The following is a 20,127-nucleotide window of genomic DNA, read 5'->3' as shown; positions in this document are numbered from 1 at the left end:
AACTGTTTTAATTGCTTGTATGAAAAATAAAATCATCTTTATACTAACTATATTTTTATTTACGGCCTGTTCTAAATTGCTGGATGAAAAGCCGAAGGCAATTGCGGCCAGTAACTTTTATAATAAGCCGGCTGAAGTGGAGGCAGGATTGAACGCCATTTATCCACCGCTCCGGGATCAGGGCAACATGGGCGCTTTATACCAAACCCAGCTCGAAATATACACCGAGTATATGTATGGCCGCGGCAGCCATGCCCCGCTGAATACCTATACCGGCCTGGATAACACTAACATCACCCGCGTGTCGGATATGTGGCGCCGCTTTTATGAAGCGATCCGCGATGCCAATATTGTGATACAAAAAACACCCCTGGGCAAGGAGATCGGCGAGGCAGATGCTACCCGCTTTATTGCAGAAGCTAAGTTCATGAGAGGGCTTATTTACTTTCACCTGGTGCGCAACTGGGCAGGCGTGCCCATTAGAACGGAGGCTAATATGGAAGACCAAAACGTGCCCCGTAGCAGCCAGGACGACGTGTATGCACTCATCCTGTCTGACCTCACTGCGGCTGAAGCGGGCCTGGGGGAAACCGGCCGGTTACCGGGCGCACCCACCAAATGGTCTGCCAAGGCCGTTCTGGCAGATGTGTATATGAACATGCATGATTACCAAAAGGCAGCGGATGAAGCCAAGCAAATCATCACTAGCAATAAATTCTCCCTGGTGAATGTAACCGTGGCGGATGATTTTGATAAACTGTATGGGCCGGAAGTAGAAGGTTCTACAGAAGAAGTATTTTTCCTGAAATTTTCCCGTACACCCAGCGGCCAGGGATTTTCCTACCCCATTTACGCACACTATCCTAATTCCGGATATTATCCTCCCGGCGGGTTTTATACGTTCTATAGCGACTCTGAGCAAAATCTTTTTGTAAAACAATGGGATCGTGCAGACCTGCGCTATGTTTACAACTGGTACTCCCAAACGTTTGGCCTGAGTCCTACAACGATCCTCAATAAAAAGTTCAGCGACAAAACCACCACCACTAGCGGCGGCAATGATTACCCCATGTACCGCTATGCAGATGTGCTGCTATTTTACGCAGAATGCGCCGCCCGGGTAGCTAATGCGCCTACAGCCGATGCGATGGAGCAACTTAATATCGTGCATAGACGGGCATATGGTAAAAATCCCCTGGTAGCGGATGCCAGTGTAGATTTTAAACTGGCCAATTATTCCTCGCTGGATGCATTCATTAACCTGGTGGTACGGGAAAGAACCTACGAAGATTGTTCGGAGGGCAAACATTGGCTGGATCTGAAACGCCTGGGCATTGTAAAACAGGTGATCCTGGCCGATAAAGGCATTACCGTGACAGACAAACACCTGTTGTGGCCTATCCCCTCGAATGAATACAATTACAATAAAGATATTGATCCTATCAAAGACCAGAATCCTGGTTACTAATACACGTTACCATGCAATTGAAAAAGAAAATCATCACCCTTCTATCCCTGCTGATGGCCGGCAGCGCCCTCCATGCCGGGGTACCGAAGGAAGTAGACATTTGTGTGTACGGCGGCACCTCTGCAGGAGTGATCGCTGCTTATACGGCGAAGCAATTACACAAATCGGTATTACTGATATCGCCGGACAAAAGGCTGGGTGGCCTCAGTTCCGGAGGGTTGGGTTATACCGATATTGGCAACAAATACGCTATTACCGGCATATCGCGCAACTTCTACCGGCGCATTGGCGCACACTACGGAAAGCTGGAACAGTGGATATTTGAGCCACATGTAGCGGAAGAAACGTTTCACCATTATATGCAGGCAGGAAAGGTGGATGTATTTTACGACTACCAACTTACGGACGTAAAGAAGGTAAAAGGCCAGATCACAGAGATCACCGTAAGCGGCCCCACCACCCAGGTAGTAAAGGCCAAAATGTTTATCGATTGTTCGTATGAAGGAGATCTGATGGCCAAGGCCGGGGTGTCTTATAAAGTGGGCCGCGAAGCCAATGAACAATATCATGAAACGTACAACGGCGTGCAGCTCCGCGACAAGCACCAGTTTCCCGACGGTATTGATCCATACAAGATACCTGGGCATCCGGAAAGCGGCCTGTTATGGGGCATTAGCCCTGCCATACTGGACCATCCAGGAGCCGGCGATACAAAAGTTCAGGCCTATAATTTCAGGATATGCCTGAGTAACCAGCCCGGCAACATGATCCCCATTACCCAGCCGGCGGATTATGATCCTGCACGGTATGAACTGCTCCTGCGTTTGCTGCAAAAGATAGATGCAAAAAATCTGAATGCTATTTTAAAGTTTGACCTGATGCAAAATGGCAAAACAGATATTAATAACAACGGTGCATTTAGTACCGACATGATCGGCATGAATTACGACTATCCGGAGGCAGATGTCGCCACCCGGAAAAAGATTATCCAGGACCATGAAAACTACACCAAAGGATTACTTTACTTTATAGGGCACGATGAAAGAATGCCCCAGCACCTGAGGGATGCTATCCTGAAATGGGGCTATCCCAAAGACGAATACCCGGAAACCAATCACTGGACACCGCAATTGTATGTCAGAGAAGCCAGGCGCATGGTAGGGGAATATGTGATGACGCAGGCCAATTGTGAAGGCAGGGAAACGGTAACAGACGGTGTAGGCATGGCCGCTTACACGATGGACTCCCACAATATCCAGCGCATTGTCGTAAACGGTATGGTGAAAAATGAAGGTGATGTGCAGATAGGCGGTTTTGGCCCCTACCCGGTGTCTTACCGCGCCCTGGTTCCTAAGCCGGCAGACTGCACCAATCTATTGGTACCGGTTTGTTTATCGGCAACACACATTGCTTACGGATCTATCCGCATGGAGCCGGTATTCATGGTACTGGCGCAATCCGCTGCCACCGCTGCGGCGGTAGCTATAGACGCGCATACCACCGTGCAGCAGGCCGACGTAAAAAAAATACAGGCCATGCTGATCGCCAACCCGCTGGCCGATAATAGTACCCCGGAAATACTGGTGGATAATGACGACGAAAAACACGTTACCATCACGGGCAATTGGACGAAGGACACCAAAGGTTGTTACGGTCCGTCCATGCTCACAGACAATACCAAAGGTGCCACTCCAAAACGGGTGCGTTTTACCCCGGATATTCGCAAAAAGGGACGTTATCATATCTACACCTACATCCCCCGGTTGCCCGGTCATGCCACCGTAACGCTTACCAGCATTTTTGACGGCAAGACCTCCCAAACCGTAAAGATCCTGTCTGAAAATGTGAAAGTAGAAGGACAGACCTCCGGTGAATGGGCCGACCTGGGCACTTACCAATTGAGCGCTGGCAGCAAGGCCTACGTGGAAATTGGCAATGATAAAGCAGATGGCGCCGTGGTAGCGGATGCCGTGCTTTTTATCCCGGAATAACGCATATACGGTACCATTCTTATAAACAAGCGAGGCTACCTCCCGGTAAGGAGAGGTAGCCTCTTTTCTTCAGTCACGGTACTATTTCAGCGAATTACAGGGCTTTCCCTTTCAATAGCGTATCAATGCGGTGTTCCATATCCTGCAGGTGCAGTTTGGATAAACCAGCCTGCAAGGGAATGGATTTATGGATATCCGTTTTTAGATCACTTAAATGTGCCCGCATAATGCTGGAAACATCGTTACCAGTTGGATCGGGATTGATATAATAAATAGTGCCGTTCCCATTGTTCCGGCCTACGAGTTCATTCACCGCCTTGAAGGCTTTGGATGAATTTTCCACATACAATTTCTGCTGATTACGGCGATACATATCGATCGGTTTGTTAGTGTACAACTCCGTCCATACGCTATGTTTCAGGTCTTGCAGGAATTCCTCAGGCTTGTAGGTTTTCATCCCTTTATGCAGTTCCGCTGTTTTAAGCAGGCCTAATAGCATGCCGGAGCCTTGAAGTTTCATCAATACATTGAACTGTGCAACATTGATCTGCAAGAAAGGGTCTACACCGGTTAGTGCGGATAGGGAATCATTGATCAACCAGGTGGGCGTTGTAAAAAGGTAATCGTTGAGGAATTTCATGGCGTCTTTCTGGCGCTGGTACTCCACCGGCACCATTTGCAGGCCGGGTTGCTCCACACTTTTGATGTTGTAGTATTCGCCACCTATATTCTTAAGTACATGCACCGTGAATAATCTATACTGCTTGATCAACTCCTCGTACATGATCTTCAGGTTATCATACCCCTCGTTGGGCTCCCGCGTCCATTCCTGCAGGTGGGGCAAGATGCGTTGCAGGTTTTTAATCCCGTATTTGCCCGCCAATACAGCATTGTCGCCCAGGTCCTCGCTTTGACTGCGGGGATCATTGAACATGTTTTCACTGCCAAAAAACAGGCGAATATTATGTGCCAGGCTATCGATCACCAGTTGGTTCAGGTAAGGCACTTCTTCCTTCGCCGACTTAAACTGGGGATACAGGCGATAGCCAAATTCAATGGCCCAGGTATCGTACTCCCCTATTCTCGGGAAAATGCCTTTGCGGGAAATATTATCTTCGGGCTGCGCTACGTAATTGAATCGTGCATAGTCCATGATAGAAGGTGTATGGCCGTGGGCTTCTACATAGGCCTTATCCCTTAATTTTTCTACGGGTATAGTAGAGCTGGAACCAAAGTTATGGCTTAGGCCCAGGGTATGCCCTACTTCATGAGAAGACACGAACCGGATGAGTTGCCCCATCAGTTCATCGTCGAACTGCATTTTGTGTGCACCGGTGTCTATAGCGCCGGCTTGCAGCATGTACCAGTTGTGTACCAGTTGCATAATGTTATGATACCAGTTGATGTGGGTTTCAATGATCTCCCCACTGCGAGGATCATGTACGTGGGGACCGCTGGCATTGGCTATTTGCGATGGTTTGTATACGATCACATTATGGCGTGCATCATCTATGCTCCAGGTAGTATCATGCTCTGGAGCGGGCAATGCTTTGATGGCGTTCTTGAAGCCGGCTTGCTCAAAGGCTTTTTCCCAGTCGTTCACACCCGCGATCAGGTAAGGCACCCATTTTTTGGGGGTGGCAGGATCTATGTAATAAATGATGGGGTTTTTAGGTTCCACCAGTTCCCCCTTTTTATATTTTTCCAGGTCTTCTGCTTTAGGTTCCAGGCGCCAGCGGGTAATAAGGTATTGCTGTTTTACGCCCTGCGGATCTGCATCAAAATCTACATAACCTCTGGCAAAAAAACCTACCCGCGCATCTGCATACCGGGGCTGCATGGGAACTTTCGGCAGCAGTACCATGGAGCTATTCAGCTCATAGGTACCGGGAATGGTGCTGGCTACACCCTGAGGTCCGGGTATCTCCAGATAACTACGCAGCGTGTGGATCTCAATGTTCATCGGGAAGGCATGTATGCCGGTGATGAACGACTTATCTGCCTGTACGGCACCCAGTTTTAGCACCGCCTTTGCCTGCGGTCCAAAGTAAAAAATTTCATTTTCCGTGTTCAGGTAATCCGTTACATCGATCACCGTACTGTTGGCCGTTTTGTTGTAAGCTTTCACCGGGAATACGGCTACGATTGGTTCCAGGTTGGAATTTATGACAGCGCGGTACATGCCATTGCTGGTACTGTCTGTAGAACGTTCTGCAAAGCGCATTACTTTCATGAACACGCGATCGTCTGGTCCGCTTTCAAAATGAATAACGTTTTCGGCAATCTCATCGCCGGCATAACCGGTAAATTGCGGCCTGGGGCCGGCGGCAGCACGTGCAATACGGTTTACCACCAGGATGGCCCGGTTGTACATGGAATCCGGAATTTCAAAATAATAGTGGTTGTTGAGCTGGTGTACGGTTAACATACCGGTGTATGTTTTTGCCTTAGCGGTGATCACCTGCCCATACGGTTTGATGGCGGAAGGAAGCGTGTCCGTTTTTTTAACGGTGGTGTCGGCAGGTACTATTTTCTGCGCATGGGTGATGACCGCCATGCCAAGCAAGGAAAATAGTGCAATGTTGAATCTAAGCATAGTTTATTTAAATATTTCTTCTAATTTTTGAGCCAGCTGCTCCCCACGCAGGTCTTTGGCAATGATCTTCCCCTGTGGGTCGATGAGGAAATTCTGCGGGATGGAACGTACCATGTACAGCTTCGCTACTGCACTATCCCAGTACTTCAGGTCAGACACATGCTGCCAGGTGAGGCTATCTTGCCGGATGGCTTTTTCCCAGGCGTCTTTTTTACCGGGTTGGTCCAGGGAAACGGAAAGGATGTCGAAATTTTTATCCTTAAAGCGATGGTAGTCGGCTACTACAATAGGGTTTTCTTCCCGGCACGGACCACACCAACTGGCCCAGAAATCCAGTAGTACATACTTGCCTTTGAAGTCCGATAGGTTTACCGGGTGACCGGCAGTATCCGCTGCGGAAAATAGGGGTGCCTGCGCGCCGATGCGCACTGCCATATAACGTGCTATCAACTTTTGTAAGTTGCTGCCTGGTTCGCTTTGCCGCACTGTTTTTTTCAACCCTTTAAACAGGCGGTCATACATGAGAATATCGTCTGGTATGGGTCCTATAACGTCTTTTAGTGCATCCAGGCTCGCAAGGTAACCGGGATGCTGCTGGATGAAGTTGATCTCCAGCTTTTTCCTTTCCATTTTTAGTGCATGCATTTCATAACGATATTGGCCCAGGCCAATGGTATCGTACTTTTGTTTGGCCTGCTGTGCATCCGTCCAGGCGCGCTGCCGGTCGTCCAGTTTTTTGTCGGCGTCCTGCAAGGCTGCTTTCAGTTCGCTTTTTTGCCGTGTAAGCGCGGCGGTATCGGTTTGCGCCAGCAGGCTTCCGGCATACAAACAGCAGGCGGCGCTTAATAAAAATGTACGTTTCATGTTTACTTTTTTTATTTAAAAAAGGCATGAGATCACTTTGCCAGGCTGCGCATGCAGTGGCGTCATTGTGATCTCATGATATAGGAGCTTACTTAGAAGGTGCGGCTTCCCTGCCCTTGTTCCATGTAGGTGATATTGGCTACACGCCCATCTCCTTCAAAGTTTGGCTTAGCCAAAGCCTGGATAGTACCGGTAGAACTAATCGGGTGCAACCATACTTTATAATGGCCGTTGGCATAAGACGCAATGGCCAGGAAATCGGTAGTGGTGGGTATGGTAGCACTGGTAGGCTGCGGGTATTTAATATGTTGTATACAAGTGATGGTTTCCCCTGCCGGCAATGTTTCCTGCAGGTATTCACCGTTGCTATTAATGTCGGTAAGATATACCTGGTTGCCGAGGGCGTAGTAGATATAGTCTGCGTCATAGTTGCCCCCAATTACACTGGCAGCCATCAGTCCATGCGATGCAGGCAGGGTATCTTTTGCTAATACCATAGGCGATGTATAACCGGCCAGAAAACCATACTGCGCGTTTAGTTTCACCAGCACGCCACGGCTGTCTGGCAGGCGGAAGAGCAACATCGCCACACTGCGCTGGCCGGCATAACCATTTATCCACACAAGGTCTGCATTCATATTCTTCAGGTCATTCCCATTGGATGCCAGATTTGCATATACACTACCGTTATATAAAACGACCGATTTTGCATCGAGGTTAAATCCAATGTCCATCGCGTCTACGCCGGCTACGGCAGACACCCGGTAAGCGGGCGACATATCGGTAAAGAGTGCCCCTTTGTTCATGGAATAAGCCTTGTTGTCGTTGATAAGACCCAGATTGGCCGTATTCATAGACTGGAAGGCGTTCTGCAGGTTTCGGGTGGAGGGCTTAGAGAAGAACATATTATCAAAATTCAGGGCCTCTATGCCATTGTCAATACGGTAAATACCGGCATCTTTGGAGGAAAGCACCGTAAATGCGCTGAAAAGATCGGTGGTGGTAAGGTTCATTTTGAAGTACGGGGTAAATACTGCTTTCACGGCTGTACCATTCAGGCTTTTCCCGTTGTTGTAAAAGGCAATCCAGTTATCAATGCGGCCACCCTGGTATATGAAGTCGAAGTCAGTTTTGCTGCCATCGTCTTTAAGCAGGTACCAACCATTCATATTTAGCGTGGCCACGTTCATGATCTTATTAATGAGCGTGATAACTCCCGTCTTTTTGTCTTTCACGTTAAACACCAGGATGTACTCGCCTGGCGTGAGTGTTACAACGTAGTTGAGGTACTGGGAGGTGCCTAGTGTATCTGCATGCGGTAGCTTGCCGGTGCCTTGTACAAAGTTGGTAGAATAAGCAGTCCAATAATAATCATACTGGTCGGCATGCTGCACTTCCGGGTTTATGCGCAGGGTATCGCGGTGGGTATAGGTGGAAATGGTGTCCTGCAAACCGGTCACAACCACCTCCGGCAGCGGATGCGTAGCGCCGGTGCTGTTGTCTTTTTTACATCCAAAGGCCAGCAGGGACAACAGGCCTGCCATGATATATAACTGTTTCATGTTTGTAATAATTAATTGGGTGATCAAGGAAAAGTTATCACGGCACTCGTGGGAACATCTGTTTCCCGCAACGGCGCTTTCCCGCTGGCAATATTTGCCGGGTCATTATTAAAATTCACCAATGCTTGTTTAATGAGGGCCTTATACTCGTTCATGGCGCCTGCGGCTACGGCGGCCTGGTACCAGGCTTCATCAATATTTACTTTCAATACATCGATCATGAACTGGTGTTTGCCAGTGCTGTATTTGCCAAAATAGGCATAAGCCGGTGCCACGTAACTATCCACCCGCCAGGAATAAAAACGTTCCAGGTGATCAGAGAAAACGATGGTCTTTTCCCGCACACCTACTTCGCCCAGGCCAAATTCCGCATTAGGCTGCAACTGTATGCGCAGGCGGTAGCTGTTTGTTTTCAGACTGGTATCGCGGAGCAGTACAATGGGTATGCTGTCTATCACATTGCCTGCTCTCACCACCATCAGCGGTTGCAGAGAAGGATCGTTGAAATCTACATAATGCACGCCAGGAACGGCTTTAAAAGGTTTTTCGGTAAAAATGGTATCGACAATCTGGTTCGTCACAGTATCACGTACATAAGTATAATCGTATTCTGTGGTTTGCAGGATCTTCACCGCCCGGTCATGATCGGAAAAGCCTCCGATCGTATTTATTTGAACATAGATAGTATCTCTCACCACGCTGGGCGCATCATACACGAAGGTGGCATTGAGGGAAGAGGTATCGTTCAACTGTATGCGTGCAATATCATTGTACATCAGGTAGGCTGCTTTTTTACAACCGGTGCTGAGCATCCCGATGAACGCTATATAACAGAAAAATCTTTTCATCGCTATAATTAGTTATTGTGATAGTTAATTTCCCGGTCTGGTTTGGCCACCACATAACGGGTGGTATTACCGGTGTAATAAACGGAAGTCCAACTGGCTGGCAGCGTCGTCACATTATACCGTTTGTAGGTAAAGAAGGTTTGGCCTTCAGCGTAGAATTCGCGTACATACTCCCGTATCATTTTATTTCTACGGTCTGCCTGCCAATCGGTGGCATTAAAGCCGCTTACAAATGGAATGCCTTTCTGGGCGCAATAAGTTCCATATACTGCTTCAGCGGCTTCCTTTGTCTGTGCGCATTCCGTCAGGATCAGGTACATTTCGCTGAGGCGCAATAAAGGCACTTGCAGAATGGGAGAACTGGACCGCTGAATGAATTTTCTATACATCACATAACCGGTGCTGCCTGCCGTAGTTTTGTACACCCACATTTCTTTCCATCTCACATCGGAAGTTCTTTCGGCAACGGGGAATAGGTTATTCAAATAATAAAACCCATCCTGCACATTGAAGTCGCTGCGCTGCAGGCTACCAGATTCCCCGAAAGTATTAGTGGCAGTAGCGTCGAGATTATACACACTGAGGGCTGCGATATGTTCGGGCGACATGGTATAGTCTCCTGCCACGCGATCGCTTTCTTTACCCAACCGGAAAGTGGGTGTGCCATTATGATCTTTAGCGTCTATCACCATTTGTGCATACTTGGCAGCGTTCTGTACGTTAGCAGGGTCCAGGGGCGCCAGCCACAGGTATACCCTGGCTTTCAGGGCCAGTACGGCATAATAGTTCATGCGAATCTGGCGATACATGTAATAGTCGTCCGATACCACTGGGTTAGCAGTGCTGCTGGATGTAGGGTTCAGCTCCGCCATCGAGTATTTCGTGAAAGGGTCTGTGTCTTTCATCAGGCTTTCTGCTTCATCCAGGTCGGCCAGAATTTCCTGTGCAAATGCCTGGTAAGAAATAGGCTCAATGATCTGGTGTGTTACCGTTTTCACATAAGGCAAAATGGGCTGGGTGCCGGCATCATCCGGCATAGGACCAAACATGCGCAATACATCGAAGTGGGTAAATGCCCGCAGCGCAAGCGATTCTCCTTTGATCAGCGCATAATTGTTGTCGGTAAATAGCTCCTTTTTTAAATCTATATTTTCCAGGATGCTGTTTACATCAGCAATCACTTTATACTGATCCGCATACGTGTTGTCCAGCCAGCCCCGCGCAGTAGCGTCTGTATAGGTGCCACTGGCCAGGCTGGTGAGTGCCGTATTGCTGGAAGACACTACATCCCAGTTGCGGGCCATATATTCAATATTGCCCCACATCATCGATCCGCCGTAGGTGTTGCTGCTCTTCATATTGATATAAGCGCCAGTGAGGGCATCTCGAAATCCTTTTTGGGTACTAAATACTTCGTCTTTGGTAGCTTGCGCTTCCGGTGTTACATCGAGCCATTTCTTACACCCGGTAAAAGCCAGGCTGCTGCATAATATCGTTGTGAGAATAATTTTTTTCATGTTGGTTTCTGATTAAAAGGTGGCAAACAAGCTCATTGATACCTGCCGGGTGAATGGATAATCCAACCCGCGTTCCTGGCGCACGGAGGAGAGATAAAATACTTCACCTGTGTTGGCAGAAAGCGTCAGCGCTTTCATTCCGATATGCGATAACCAAACCCTGTTTACCACATCATAAGAAAAATTCATGTTCTGGCAGGTGAGTGTAGATTCGTTCTGCACAAAGCGGGAGGAGGGATAAATACGCAAGGTTTCATTGAGCCCCCGGAAGAAAGTTTTGTCGCCCGGTTTCTGCCAGCGGTCGGTAAACACGCGCTGATCTACGTTGAGGAAGCGGTCTGCATCTTCTACCTTGTCTATCAGCGTTTGGTTGTACAACTGACCGCCAAAACGGAATCCAAAGGAAGCATTGAACGAGAAGCCGCCGTAGCGGAACAGGGTGCTGAAGTTGCCCCTGTATTTAGGCTGGCTCAATCCTACCGCCACCCGGTCGGCCGCACTCCAGGTGTAGGTTACTTCGTGGTTGCGGTTCAGGTATAATTCTTTACCGGTGCTGGGGTCGATACCCAGGGAGCGTACAGCGTAAATCGTGTTCTGGGAAGCCCCTTCGCGGATGATGGTATTGGGTGTATTACCATCTGTTTCAAGTGCGAGCTTTTCGTTTGCAGCTTTCATGGCCTGCGACAATTGTATGATCTTATCTTTATTGTTGGCGATGTTGCCAGTTACCGACCAGTAAATGTGTCGGGTATCTTTGCGCAGCAACATTACGGTGGCCATCAGTTCCCAACCGGTTTGTTTTAATTGACCAATGTTTTCAATATAACTGGTAAAACCATTGGCATAAGGCAGTTCCAGGGATGATAATAGGTTGGATGTTTTTTCCTTGTAAATGTCTGCCTGGAAGGTGATGCGACCTTTGAAAAGCTCTGCTTCTATACCACCATCGTATTTGCCGGTTTTCTGCCATTGCAGATCAGGGTTGCCCAGTGCAGTTTGCGTGGCACCCAGCCAGTTTTTATAACGGTCGTTGGTAATGTAAGTGTAGGTAGCCAGGGGCTGGTAAGCGGCAAATTGTTGATTGCCCGTTACCCCGTAAGATGCCCGTACTTTCAGGCGGTCTATAAAGGTAAAGTTGTCTTTGATGAAAGACTCGTATTGCAGGTTCCAACCAACACCGGCAGACCAGAAAGGCGCGAAACGCCGGTCGGAGCCGAACTGGGAGGCACCATCTTCGCGGAAGGCCAGGTCGGCAAAGTAACGTTCATCGTAAATGTAGTTCGCATTGGCCAATATCCCTATTCTGCGGGTGGTAGCTTCTGAACCACTGGGCGTGCTGTTCTGCTGGTATTGCAGGGCCATCCCGATGAAATCTATGCTGGCATCCGGGAAACCTTCGGCATTAAAAATATAATTACTGCTTTTGTCTTCGTTAATGTCTGCCGCGGCGCCAATCGTAAGGCTGTGTACGCTGTTAAATACATTGGAATAGTTAGCGGTTATGTTGCCCGTATAATTGAATGATTTTCCGCTGCCATACGCATAACTTCCTTTGCGTAGCAGATCTGCATCACTATAGTTGGCAAAGTCGGAATGATCGGCCGGTTTAAAATCGTCGGAAGTGTTAGATTGGGTAGTGATGCCCATGCCGCCGCGTAATAACAGGTGTTTTACAGGGGTGTATTCCAATTGGAAATTATTGGTCACAGACGTATAGGCGCTACGGTTAAAGGTATGGAGTGTAGCATCGTACATCGGGTTGGCATAAGGAACTACGCCATGGGTACTTTGGGTCCAGTAATCCCAGTTAAAAGGCAGGAAATTTTTCACCACATGTCCCGTCGAATCATATGGACTCCAGTAAGGATTAAGCTTTGCATAGTCGCCGAAAGAACCCCAGGGCGATTCATTGCTCTTCATACTACCTATTGTGAGGCTGTTGCGGAAATTAAGTTTGCCGAGGCGATAAGAAAGGTCTACGGTAGCATTGATGGTTTCCCGGCCAGAGCCTTTCATGACGCCGTTAATTTTATTATACTGCCCTTCCAGTGCGTAGCGGAAAGCATTGTCGCCACCTTCCAGGCGCAGGGAATGGTTTTGGTCCAGTTCTGTGCGCAATGGTTTGGCCATCCAGTCAGTATTCACCCCACTTTCCACCAGTCCTTTAATCTGGTTGTAGTACTGTTGCAGGCCTATATTCTGTGCGGCATTTTTGGTAGTGCTTTCATAATAACCGGAGCGGCGTTCCAGCTCCAGTTTGTCGCGGGCGTTCAGCAAATGATAACTGCTCAGGTCTGGCATGCTTAGGTTCACCCCTCCCCGGTAGGTGAGTCGTAATTTGCCGCCCACCGGCTCTTTGGTAGTGATTACGATCACACCATTTGCACCGCGGGAACCATACAGCGCGGTGGCAGATCCGTCTTTCAACAGGGTAATAGATGCTATCTCATTATTATTAAGGTCCATCATACGCTGCAGCGTGGTAGGGAAACCATCGAGTATGATCAGCGGTGTGTTGATAGCTGCTGCGGTGCTGCCCTGCAATTGGTCAATGTTGGGCAGGTTGCGGGTACCACGGAGTTGAATGTCTGGCAGGTGGTTGGGATCAGAGCCAAAACTATTATCCGGCAATACGTAAAACGAAGGGTCGATGTTGCCAATGGTTACAAAAATATTGCGACCCTGGAAGTTTTGCAACTCTTTTGCCGTAATCACCCTGGCAGCTCCGGTATAACTTTCTTTTGCTTTATTGAAGATACCCGTTACTACAACATTATTAATACTGGACACCCCTGGTGCCATGATAACATTGATAAGTTTGGATTCTTTTTTTACGGTATAGGCTACCGTACCGTATCCCACATAACTGACGATCAGTACATCGCCTGGATCGGCCAGTATCTGGAAGCGCCCTTGCACATCCGTAGTTGCATTGCGTTGCTTGCCACGCACCCGGATGGATGCGCCGGGCATAGCTGCGCCGGTGGCGCTGTCTGTAACACGGCCCTGTACCGGCTGCGTTAACTCCAGGGGCGCCAGAATGCCTACATTGGCGGAGGCGGCGGTTTTCGGAGCTAGCACAATCGTTTTCGTGTTTGCTTTCATCTCGAAGCTGAAAGGCTGGTCTTTGGAAATAACCGCCAGCAAATCCTGTAGCGGCATATCCTTCACTTTCACAGAAACGGCCTTGCTGTTGGCCAGCATGTCTTGGTTGTAAAAAATGACATAGCCGGTTTGCTGCTTAATGAGCTGAAAGATCTTTTTTACCGGCATATTCTCTCCGGAAAAAGTAACGGTTTGTGCGACTACTGCGCCCTGAACATGTAGCAGTGCGGTGATCAATAGTACAATTGTCAGTTTCATGGCGAGAACAATTGATGCTGCATCAGTCCGATGGCTACGCAGGTAGGTTCGGGCCATCGCGAACAGCGATTTTTTGGTTGATTTCCCCGAAGTCCGATGCAGGGAAGAAGGCACAATAATAGCGTACGGCTTGGGATAAGCTGTAAAATCCATAACTTACGTCTGGTTAGGTTGATAAAAGAAACGGTTACTCCTCGAACGATAATTGTTTACAGGGATCAGCCCAGCCATTTTTCGCCGGAAATGTTGGAAGCATTTCCGGTTTTTTTTTGCAAGGGCGATCTCTTCATTTGTTAATTCCTCATGCGTTTAGATATGTGTTTGGTTTAGCGATATAATAGCCTTTTTCCTAGGTAGTTAGCTGATGTGGCAGCGAATGACTTATCAAGGAACAACCACCAGTTTGCGGCCTTCTTCCAGCCGGTAATGTACATTTGAACTTTCCAAAATTTGCAGCACATCCTGCAACGAATTCTTTTTGTTGATTTCACCCCCGAAACGAATAGCGGGAATACCTTTTTCATAAATTACTTCTATATCATACCAGCGCTCCAACTGGCGCATTACTTCTTCCAGGCTGGCATCATTGAAATCAAACAGGCCATTTTTCCAGGCCATTACGTGATCTATATCCACGTTGCTGATCACCTTCATTTGTTGCCGGGCCAACGATATGGAGGCCTGCTGGCCGGGTGTAAGCGTTTGCACCTGCTGATAGGCTTGTAAGCGTACGGCCCCTTCCAGCAAGGTGGTTTTGATGGCCGTTTCATTTTTATACGCGTTGATATTAAAACTGGTTCCCAATACTTCTACTGCTGTGGCATCGTTCAGCTTTACGATAAAGGGCCGTGATGCATTTTTAGCTACTTCAAAGTAGGCCTCCCCTTCCAGCTCCACGCGTCGCTCCTTATCGGTGAAGGTGGTGGGGTAACGTACGGTGCTGGCCGCATTGAGCCATACCTTGCTGCCGTCTGGCAATTGCAGCCGGAATTCCCGGCCCTTAGGCGTAGTTACGGTGTTGTAAATAAGGCTGCCCGTTGCGGAACTGTTCACGGGATCGTAGGCCAATTGCCCATTATACAGGGATACTTTTGCACCGTATTGCGTAGCTACTACGCCATTGCCCATACTATCCAGTACCACCTTAGAACCGTCTGCCAGAGTAAGTATAGCGCCATTATGCCCCGGGCCTATGATGGCAGTGCCGGGCGGTTTATTACCGCCCAATTCCTGGTTGTTATTTTTATGGAAGGTCCACCAGAATGCCCCGGTGCCCAAGAGGAAGATAATGGCTGCTGCATAACGCAACAGGCGCCGAGGCAGGGGCCGCATAGCAGGATTCGTATTAATGGTATCAAATGCCAGCGCTTTTATTTTGCTGATACCCCGTTGTTTGTTAAGCTCCCGGTTTTTTTCAATATCGTGCCAGGTCTTCAACATATCCTGTACGGCCGCAGGGTTTTCCAGCCTTTCCGCCAGCGCCGCATTAGCAGCCGACCGGTTTTTCCATTCTTCCAGCAATAGCCATTCCTCCCCGGAAAGCATTTCCCCACGTAGCTGCTTTTGCAGCACGGGCGCCACCAGGGCCAGTAATTCCATGTTAAATGTGGAGAAATCCTCCTCAGCCATGCAGGTTATTTTCAGTAAAACAACTGAAGGAAGGAAAGCGTGACAATCTTTTTTAGAAAAATATTAAGGAGAAAAAAATGTCATTCAATCCTTTTTTGAGCAGCCCACTTTTCAGTTCTTTGATGGCCCGGCCTTTTCGCTGACGCAGGTTATCCATGCTAATGCCCAGCCGGTCTGCGGCTTCCGCAGCTGAAAGCCCTTCCACATACAGCAGCTCCACCACCTGGCGGTAAGCATCCGGTAGCTGGGCTATTTCCTGGTATACCAGGCGTAGCAGGTCTGCCTCTACCACCAGCGCCTCCAGCCTGGCATCTATCAATGCTTCGGGATGGGCAAGTACCTGCTCGCTACGTTCCCGTACCCGCAGGTGTTTCAGGTAGTTCAGGCTTGCATTCCGGGCAAGGGTAAAGAGGTAACCCCTCAATTTGCCGGTGGTTTCAAAACGGGTAGGTACCTGCCATAGTTTCACCAGAGAATCCACTGCAATGTCTTCGGCCTGCTGCTGGTCTTTAATGATACTAAGCGAAAAATATACGAGGGAATTATAATAGGTATCAAATAAATAAGGATATATAGTAGCATCTCCTTCCACGATGCGGGTAAGCAATTCCTCCTCCTGGTATGGTGCGTCGGCTGGCAAATTCGATTGAATGTTGGTTCCCCTATTTTATGTGGTAAGTAAAATAAAAATAGAAAAAAGTATCGGCAATTTTTATCTTTTGTTGCAACGCCAATATGTTGGGATGGCGAATATGCCGTAAAAATAGGCTCAAACCATTGCTGGCAGCAGGGGTAAGCACGCTGCGGGGGCCTTCCTGGTTCATGGTGAGAACAGGAAAATCCCCACCATTTAATATTATTTTAATACAAAGACATTACACTACCCCCCATTTATTTTACATTTTCTGCTGCTGTGGAAAAACGCCGGCAACATACCCTTGCCCTCCGGTATGGGCAAGGGTGGCCATGTACATTATGCTTTGCCGGCCGGTGCGGATACATCTTTTGGCTTATAGGCCAGCAGGCGCAGGGCATTAAACACTACTACGAGTGTTGAGCCTTCGTGCGCCACTACAGCGGGGCCAATAGAAGCCAGCCCGGAGATGGTAAGGGGTATCAGCACTACTACCATACCCAGGCTGATGAAGAGATTTTGCCGGATAATGGATGTTGCTTTCCGGCTTAGCCCAATGGCAAAAGGAAGCAGGTCTAATTTGTCGCCCATCAGTGCAATATCGGCAGTTTCAAGGGCCACATCGCTACCGGCGGCCCCCATGGCAATGCCTACGGTACTTTTGGCCATGGCGGGTGCATCATTTACCCCATCTCCTACCATCGCTGCTTTACCGGCATCCCTGGTGAGTTTTTCAATAGCTTCCACTTTTTGTTCGGGCAGCAAGCCGCCTAGCGCCTCGGTTAGCCCAATTTGCACGGCCACTGCATTGGCCACCTGCTGATTATCGCCGGTAAGCATGACCATTTTTGTAATCCCTTCCCGTGTTAGCGCTGAGAGGGTGGCTTTGGCTTCTGGTCGGGGGATATCCATAACGGCAATGATGCCAATATAGGCCTGGTTGCGCCGGATGATCATGGTGGTATTGCCCTTGTTTTCCAATTCCCTTACCTGGGCCGTGAGTGCAGGAGATGGTTTGTAGGCATCCAGGCCGTCGAACAATGCCAGGTTTCCGGCATACACCTGCTCATTGCCTACGCTGGCTTTCACCCCTTTTCCCAACACCGCTTGCAGGTCTTGAGCCGTTAAGGACGATGCTCCTTGTAGCCGGGTTTGCGCATCGCGTACAATGGCTTTGGCCAAAGGATGATCGCTGAGCGATTCCACGGCCACTACATATGCCAGCAACTCCTGCTCACCGATGTTGTCCAGTGGCAGCACGGCAGTGAGCCTGGGCTTACCTTCGGTGAGGGTGCCTGTTTTATCAAAGGCCAATGCCGTGAGGCTGCCCAAGTCTTCCAAAGGACGGCCGCCTTTGATCAGTACCCCCGCACGGGCGGCGCGGGCTACGCCGCTTAATACGGCGCTGGGTGTGGATATAGCCAGGGCACAAGGACTGGCGGCCACTAACACTGCCATGGCCCTGTAAAAGCTCTTACTAAATGGTTCATCTATGACCAGGAAGGCAAAACAAAGCAGCACGACCAGCACCAGCACGGCAGGCACAAAAATTTTTTCGATCTTGTCCGTAAATTGCTGGGTGGGCGATTGCTGGGCCTCCGCTTCATTCACCATTTTTACCAGCCGGGCAATGGAAGAATCATTGGCCTCCCGCGAAACTTTTACCTCCAGCAAATCATTGCCATTGATCGTGCCGGCAAATACCCGGTATTTCCCATCCAGGTTACCCGCTTTCTCCGGCGATATGCTGGGATCTTCCACCGCTTCTTTATCTACCGGTATGCTTTCGCCGGTAATGGGTGCCTGGTTTACACTACCAGCCCCGCTGACTACAATACCATCGGCGGCAATTTTAGTGTTAGGTTTCACAACGATCACATCGCCAATTTTCAGGGCGCTGATCGCTACGGTACGGGTTTGGCCATTATCCTTCACCAGCGCGGTTTTTGGTGCCAGGGCCGTTAGCGCGGTAATAGATTTGCGGGCCTTGCCCATGGCGTAATGTTCCAGCGCATGGCCCATGCTAAAAAGAAACAGCAGCAAAGCCCCTTCGGCCCAGTCGCCCAAGATGGCGGCGCCTATGGCTGCTACCAGCATAAGGAAATCTATTTCAAAACCACCCTTGCGAATGGCTTCTATCGCTTCTTTGGCCGTAAAGAAACCACCCAGCAGGTAGGCCACTATGTAAAAAGCAATGGGCAGTAATTTGGGCAAGCTGCTCACCCGGGAAAGACCAAAGCCCACCGCCAGCGCTATACCGCAGCCAATACTGAAATATAATTCTGTGTTTTTGCCAAAGATACCACCATGCTCATGATCATGCCCCGGCTGCCCGGGATCATCGACTGCGGAGGCATGTGAATGTGGTGCCTGGGCGGCAGCTTCACCGGCATTACGGTGTATGTCCTGGTTTATTTTTAGGTTATCCATAGCAGATGTTGTTATTGGTAAAAAAACAGGGGGGACCATAACAGGCAGGCCCCAATCCTTTATTCATCTTCTTCCGATACGTTTTTCATTTTTGACAGCAGATCATAGGCACCCTTGGTTACAATCTTACCACTGGTATCCACACTTTCCGGCAGGCCAATCGCGGTAAAGCCATTTTCTGTAACGCCAGTGGTGACTTCCATGCGCCGAAACGTATAAGTGGTGGTAGTACCCTGCGCGCCGTTTGCCGCAGGCTGTGCTACGAAGATATAGTTCTTTCCGCCCGACTGTACAATCGCATCTTGCCGGAGCGCGGGTGTGGCCTTGGCACCCAGTTCAATAATCGCATTTACAAACATACCCGGCAATAATTTGCCCGCAGCTCCTGCTATTTGGGCCTGTACATCCACGGTTCTGTCTTCATGAATATCTTTGCCCACAATGGTAATCACCGCACGGCGTTCCACACTGTCGCCCGCCACCTGGAAGCGAACGGTTTGATGCAGGGACAGCTTGGGTACGTCTTTTTCAAACACACGGATACGTACCAGCATATTGTCTGTATTGGCCAGGTCTGCTACCACTTCATTGGTACCTACAAACTTGCCAATATTGGCGTATACCTTGGTAATATAACCCGTTTGCGGAGAATAAATGCTGGCCTGCGTTACAAAATTTCCCCGGCTTACCCGTTCGGGATCGAGGTGAATGATGCGCAACTTTGCTTTCAAACCCTCCACGCGTGCGGCCATGCTATTGTAATCGCTCTGTGCCTTTTGCAGCGATTTTCGGGCGGCAATTTCTTCCTGCACCAGCTCTTGCTGGCGTTCCAGGTCTTGCCGGAGAAATAAAAGCTGGCTGCTGCTTTCCATGTAGTCCTGCTGTAGCTGTACAAATTCGGGATTCTCCAGCACCGCCACCACTTCGCCAGTACCAATGTGCTTACCCTCCAGTACACTCATGCTGGTAATGTGGCCACCGTAGGGCGATGTAATGCTCACAATTTGTTGAGGCGGCACTTCAATAGCACCGGAGGCTTTGATATAATCGGTGAGGTTGGTGTATTGCACATTACCCAGCGCAATTCCTGCCGCCTGGTATTGCGCGGCATTTAGCGTAACCAGGTCCGGATCATGGGCTGGCTCCTGGGTTTTACTTTCTTCCGGTTGCTTATTACCGGTGCCACAAGCCGCCAATAAAATACTTGCTGAAAGCATGAATAGAT

The 20,127-nt window shown here is 49.1% G+C and carries 12 protein-coding genes; 2 read left to right on the top strand and 10 right to left on the bottom strand.

Translation table 11 applies throughout. The features are described from left to right. Positions 1-19: 19 nt before the first annotated feature. Together GA0116948_RS18970 and GA0116948_RS18965 are read left to right on the top strand one after the other, a co-directional pair. Positions 20-1,468, top strand: coding sequence for a RagB/SusD family nutrient uptake outer membrane protein (locus tag GA0116948_RS18970; RefSeq protein ID WP_089715155.1), 1,449 nt, complete (start codon positions 20-22; stop codon positions 1,466-1,468). Positions 1,469-1,479: 11 nt separating this feature from the next. Continuing rightward, positions 1,480-3,459: an FAD-dependent oxidoreductase gene (locus GA0116948_RS18965; RefSeq protein WP_089715153.1), complete on the top strand. Its 1,980-nt coding sequence runs from the start codon at positions 1,480-1,482 to the stop codon at positions 3,457-3,459. A 94-nt stretch (positions 3,460-3,553) separates the two neighbouring features. Here the strand turns inward: GA0116948_RS18965 and GA0116948_RS18960 are convergent, their stop codons facing one another. The 10 genes from GA0116948_RS18960 to GA0116948_RS18915 form a co-directional block, all read right to left on the bottom strand. Next, on the bottom strand, positions 3,554-6,055 hold the full coding sequence (locus tag GA0116948_RS18960; RefSeq protein WP_089715150.1) for a zinc-dependent metalloprotease: 2,502 nt from the start codon (positions 6,053-6,055) through the stop codon (positions 3,554-3,556). 3 nt (positions 6,056-6,058) lie between these two features. Then, a complete protein-coding gene (locus tag GA0116948_RS18955; RefSeq protein ID WP_089715148.1) occupies positions 6,059-6,919 on the bottom strand; it encodes a peroxiredoxin family protein in 861 nt (286 codons plus the stop codon). Between the two features lie 92 nt (positions 6,920-7,011). After that, positions 7,012-8,481 carry a PKD-like family lipoprotein gene (locus GA0116948_RS18950; RefSeq protein ID WP_089715145.1) on the bottom strand — a complete coding sequence of 490 codons (1,470 nt, stop codon included), beginning with the start codon at positions 8,479-8,481 and terminating at the stop codon, positions 7,012-7,014. Positions 8,482-8,504: 23 nt separating this feature from the next. Beyond that, a complete protein-coding gene (locus tag GA0116948_RS18945; RefSeq protein WP_240619235.1) occupies positions 8,505-9,329 on the bottom strand; it encodes a DUF4843 domain-containing protein in 825 nt (274 codons plus the stop codon). Positions 9,330-9,337: 8 nt separating this feature from the next. Then, positions 9,338-10,846 carry a RagB/SusD family nutrient uptake outer membrane protein gene (locus GA0116948_RS18940; RefSeq protein WP_089715143.1) on the bottom strand — a complete coding sequence of 503 codons (1,509 nt, stop codon included), beginning with the start codon at positions 10,844-10,846 and terminating at the stop codon, positions 9,338-9,340. A gap of 12 nt (positions 10,847-10,858) precedes the next feature. Continuing rightward, positions 10,859-14,209 carry a SusC/RagA family TonB-linked outer membrane protein gene (locus GA0116948_RS18935; RefSeq protein WP_240619234.1) on the bottom strand — a complete coding sequence of 1,117 codons (3,351 nt, stop codon included), beginning with the start codon at positions 14,207-14,209 and terminating at the stop codon, positions 10,859-10,861. A gap of 384 nt (positions 14,210-14,593) precedes the next feature. Continuing rightward, a complete protein-coding gene (locus GA0116948_RS18930; RefSeq protein ID WP_240619233.1) occupies positions 14,594-15,838 on the bottom strand; it encodes a FecR family protein in 1,245 nt (414 codons plus the stop codon). A 52-nt stretch (positions 15,839-15,890) separates the two neighbouring features. Then, a complete protein-coding gene (locus tag GA0116948_RS18925; protein ID WP_165798513.1) occupies positions 15,891-16,478 on the bottom strand; it encodes an RNA polymerase sigma factor in 588 nt (195 codons plus the stop codon). 333 nt (positions 16,479-16,811) lie between these two features. Next, positions 16,812-18,902, bottom strand: a complete 2,091-nt coding sequence (locus tag GA0116948_RS18920; protein WP_205686162.1) for a heavy metal translocating P-type ATPase — start codon at positions 18,900-18,902, stop codon at positions 16,812-16,814. 59 nt (positions 18,903-18,961) lie between these two features. Next, a complete protein-coding gene (locus tag GA0116948_RS18915) occupies positions 18,962-20,119 on the bottom strand; it encodes an efflux RND transporter periplasmic adaptor subunit (protein WP_170876091.1) in 1,158 nt (385 codons plus the stop codon). Positions 20,120-20,127: the final 8 nt, after the last annotated feature.

The organism is Chitinophaga costaii, from assembly GCF_900094705.1.
GTDB classification, from domain to species: Bacteria; Bacteroidota; Bacteroidia; order Chitinophagales; family Chitinophagaceae; genus Chitinophaga; species Chitinophaga costaii.
The sequence above is the reverse complement of the archived record's forward strand: the minus strand, read 5'-3'. Positions and strand labels throughout refer to the sequence as shown.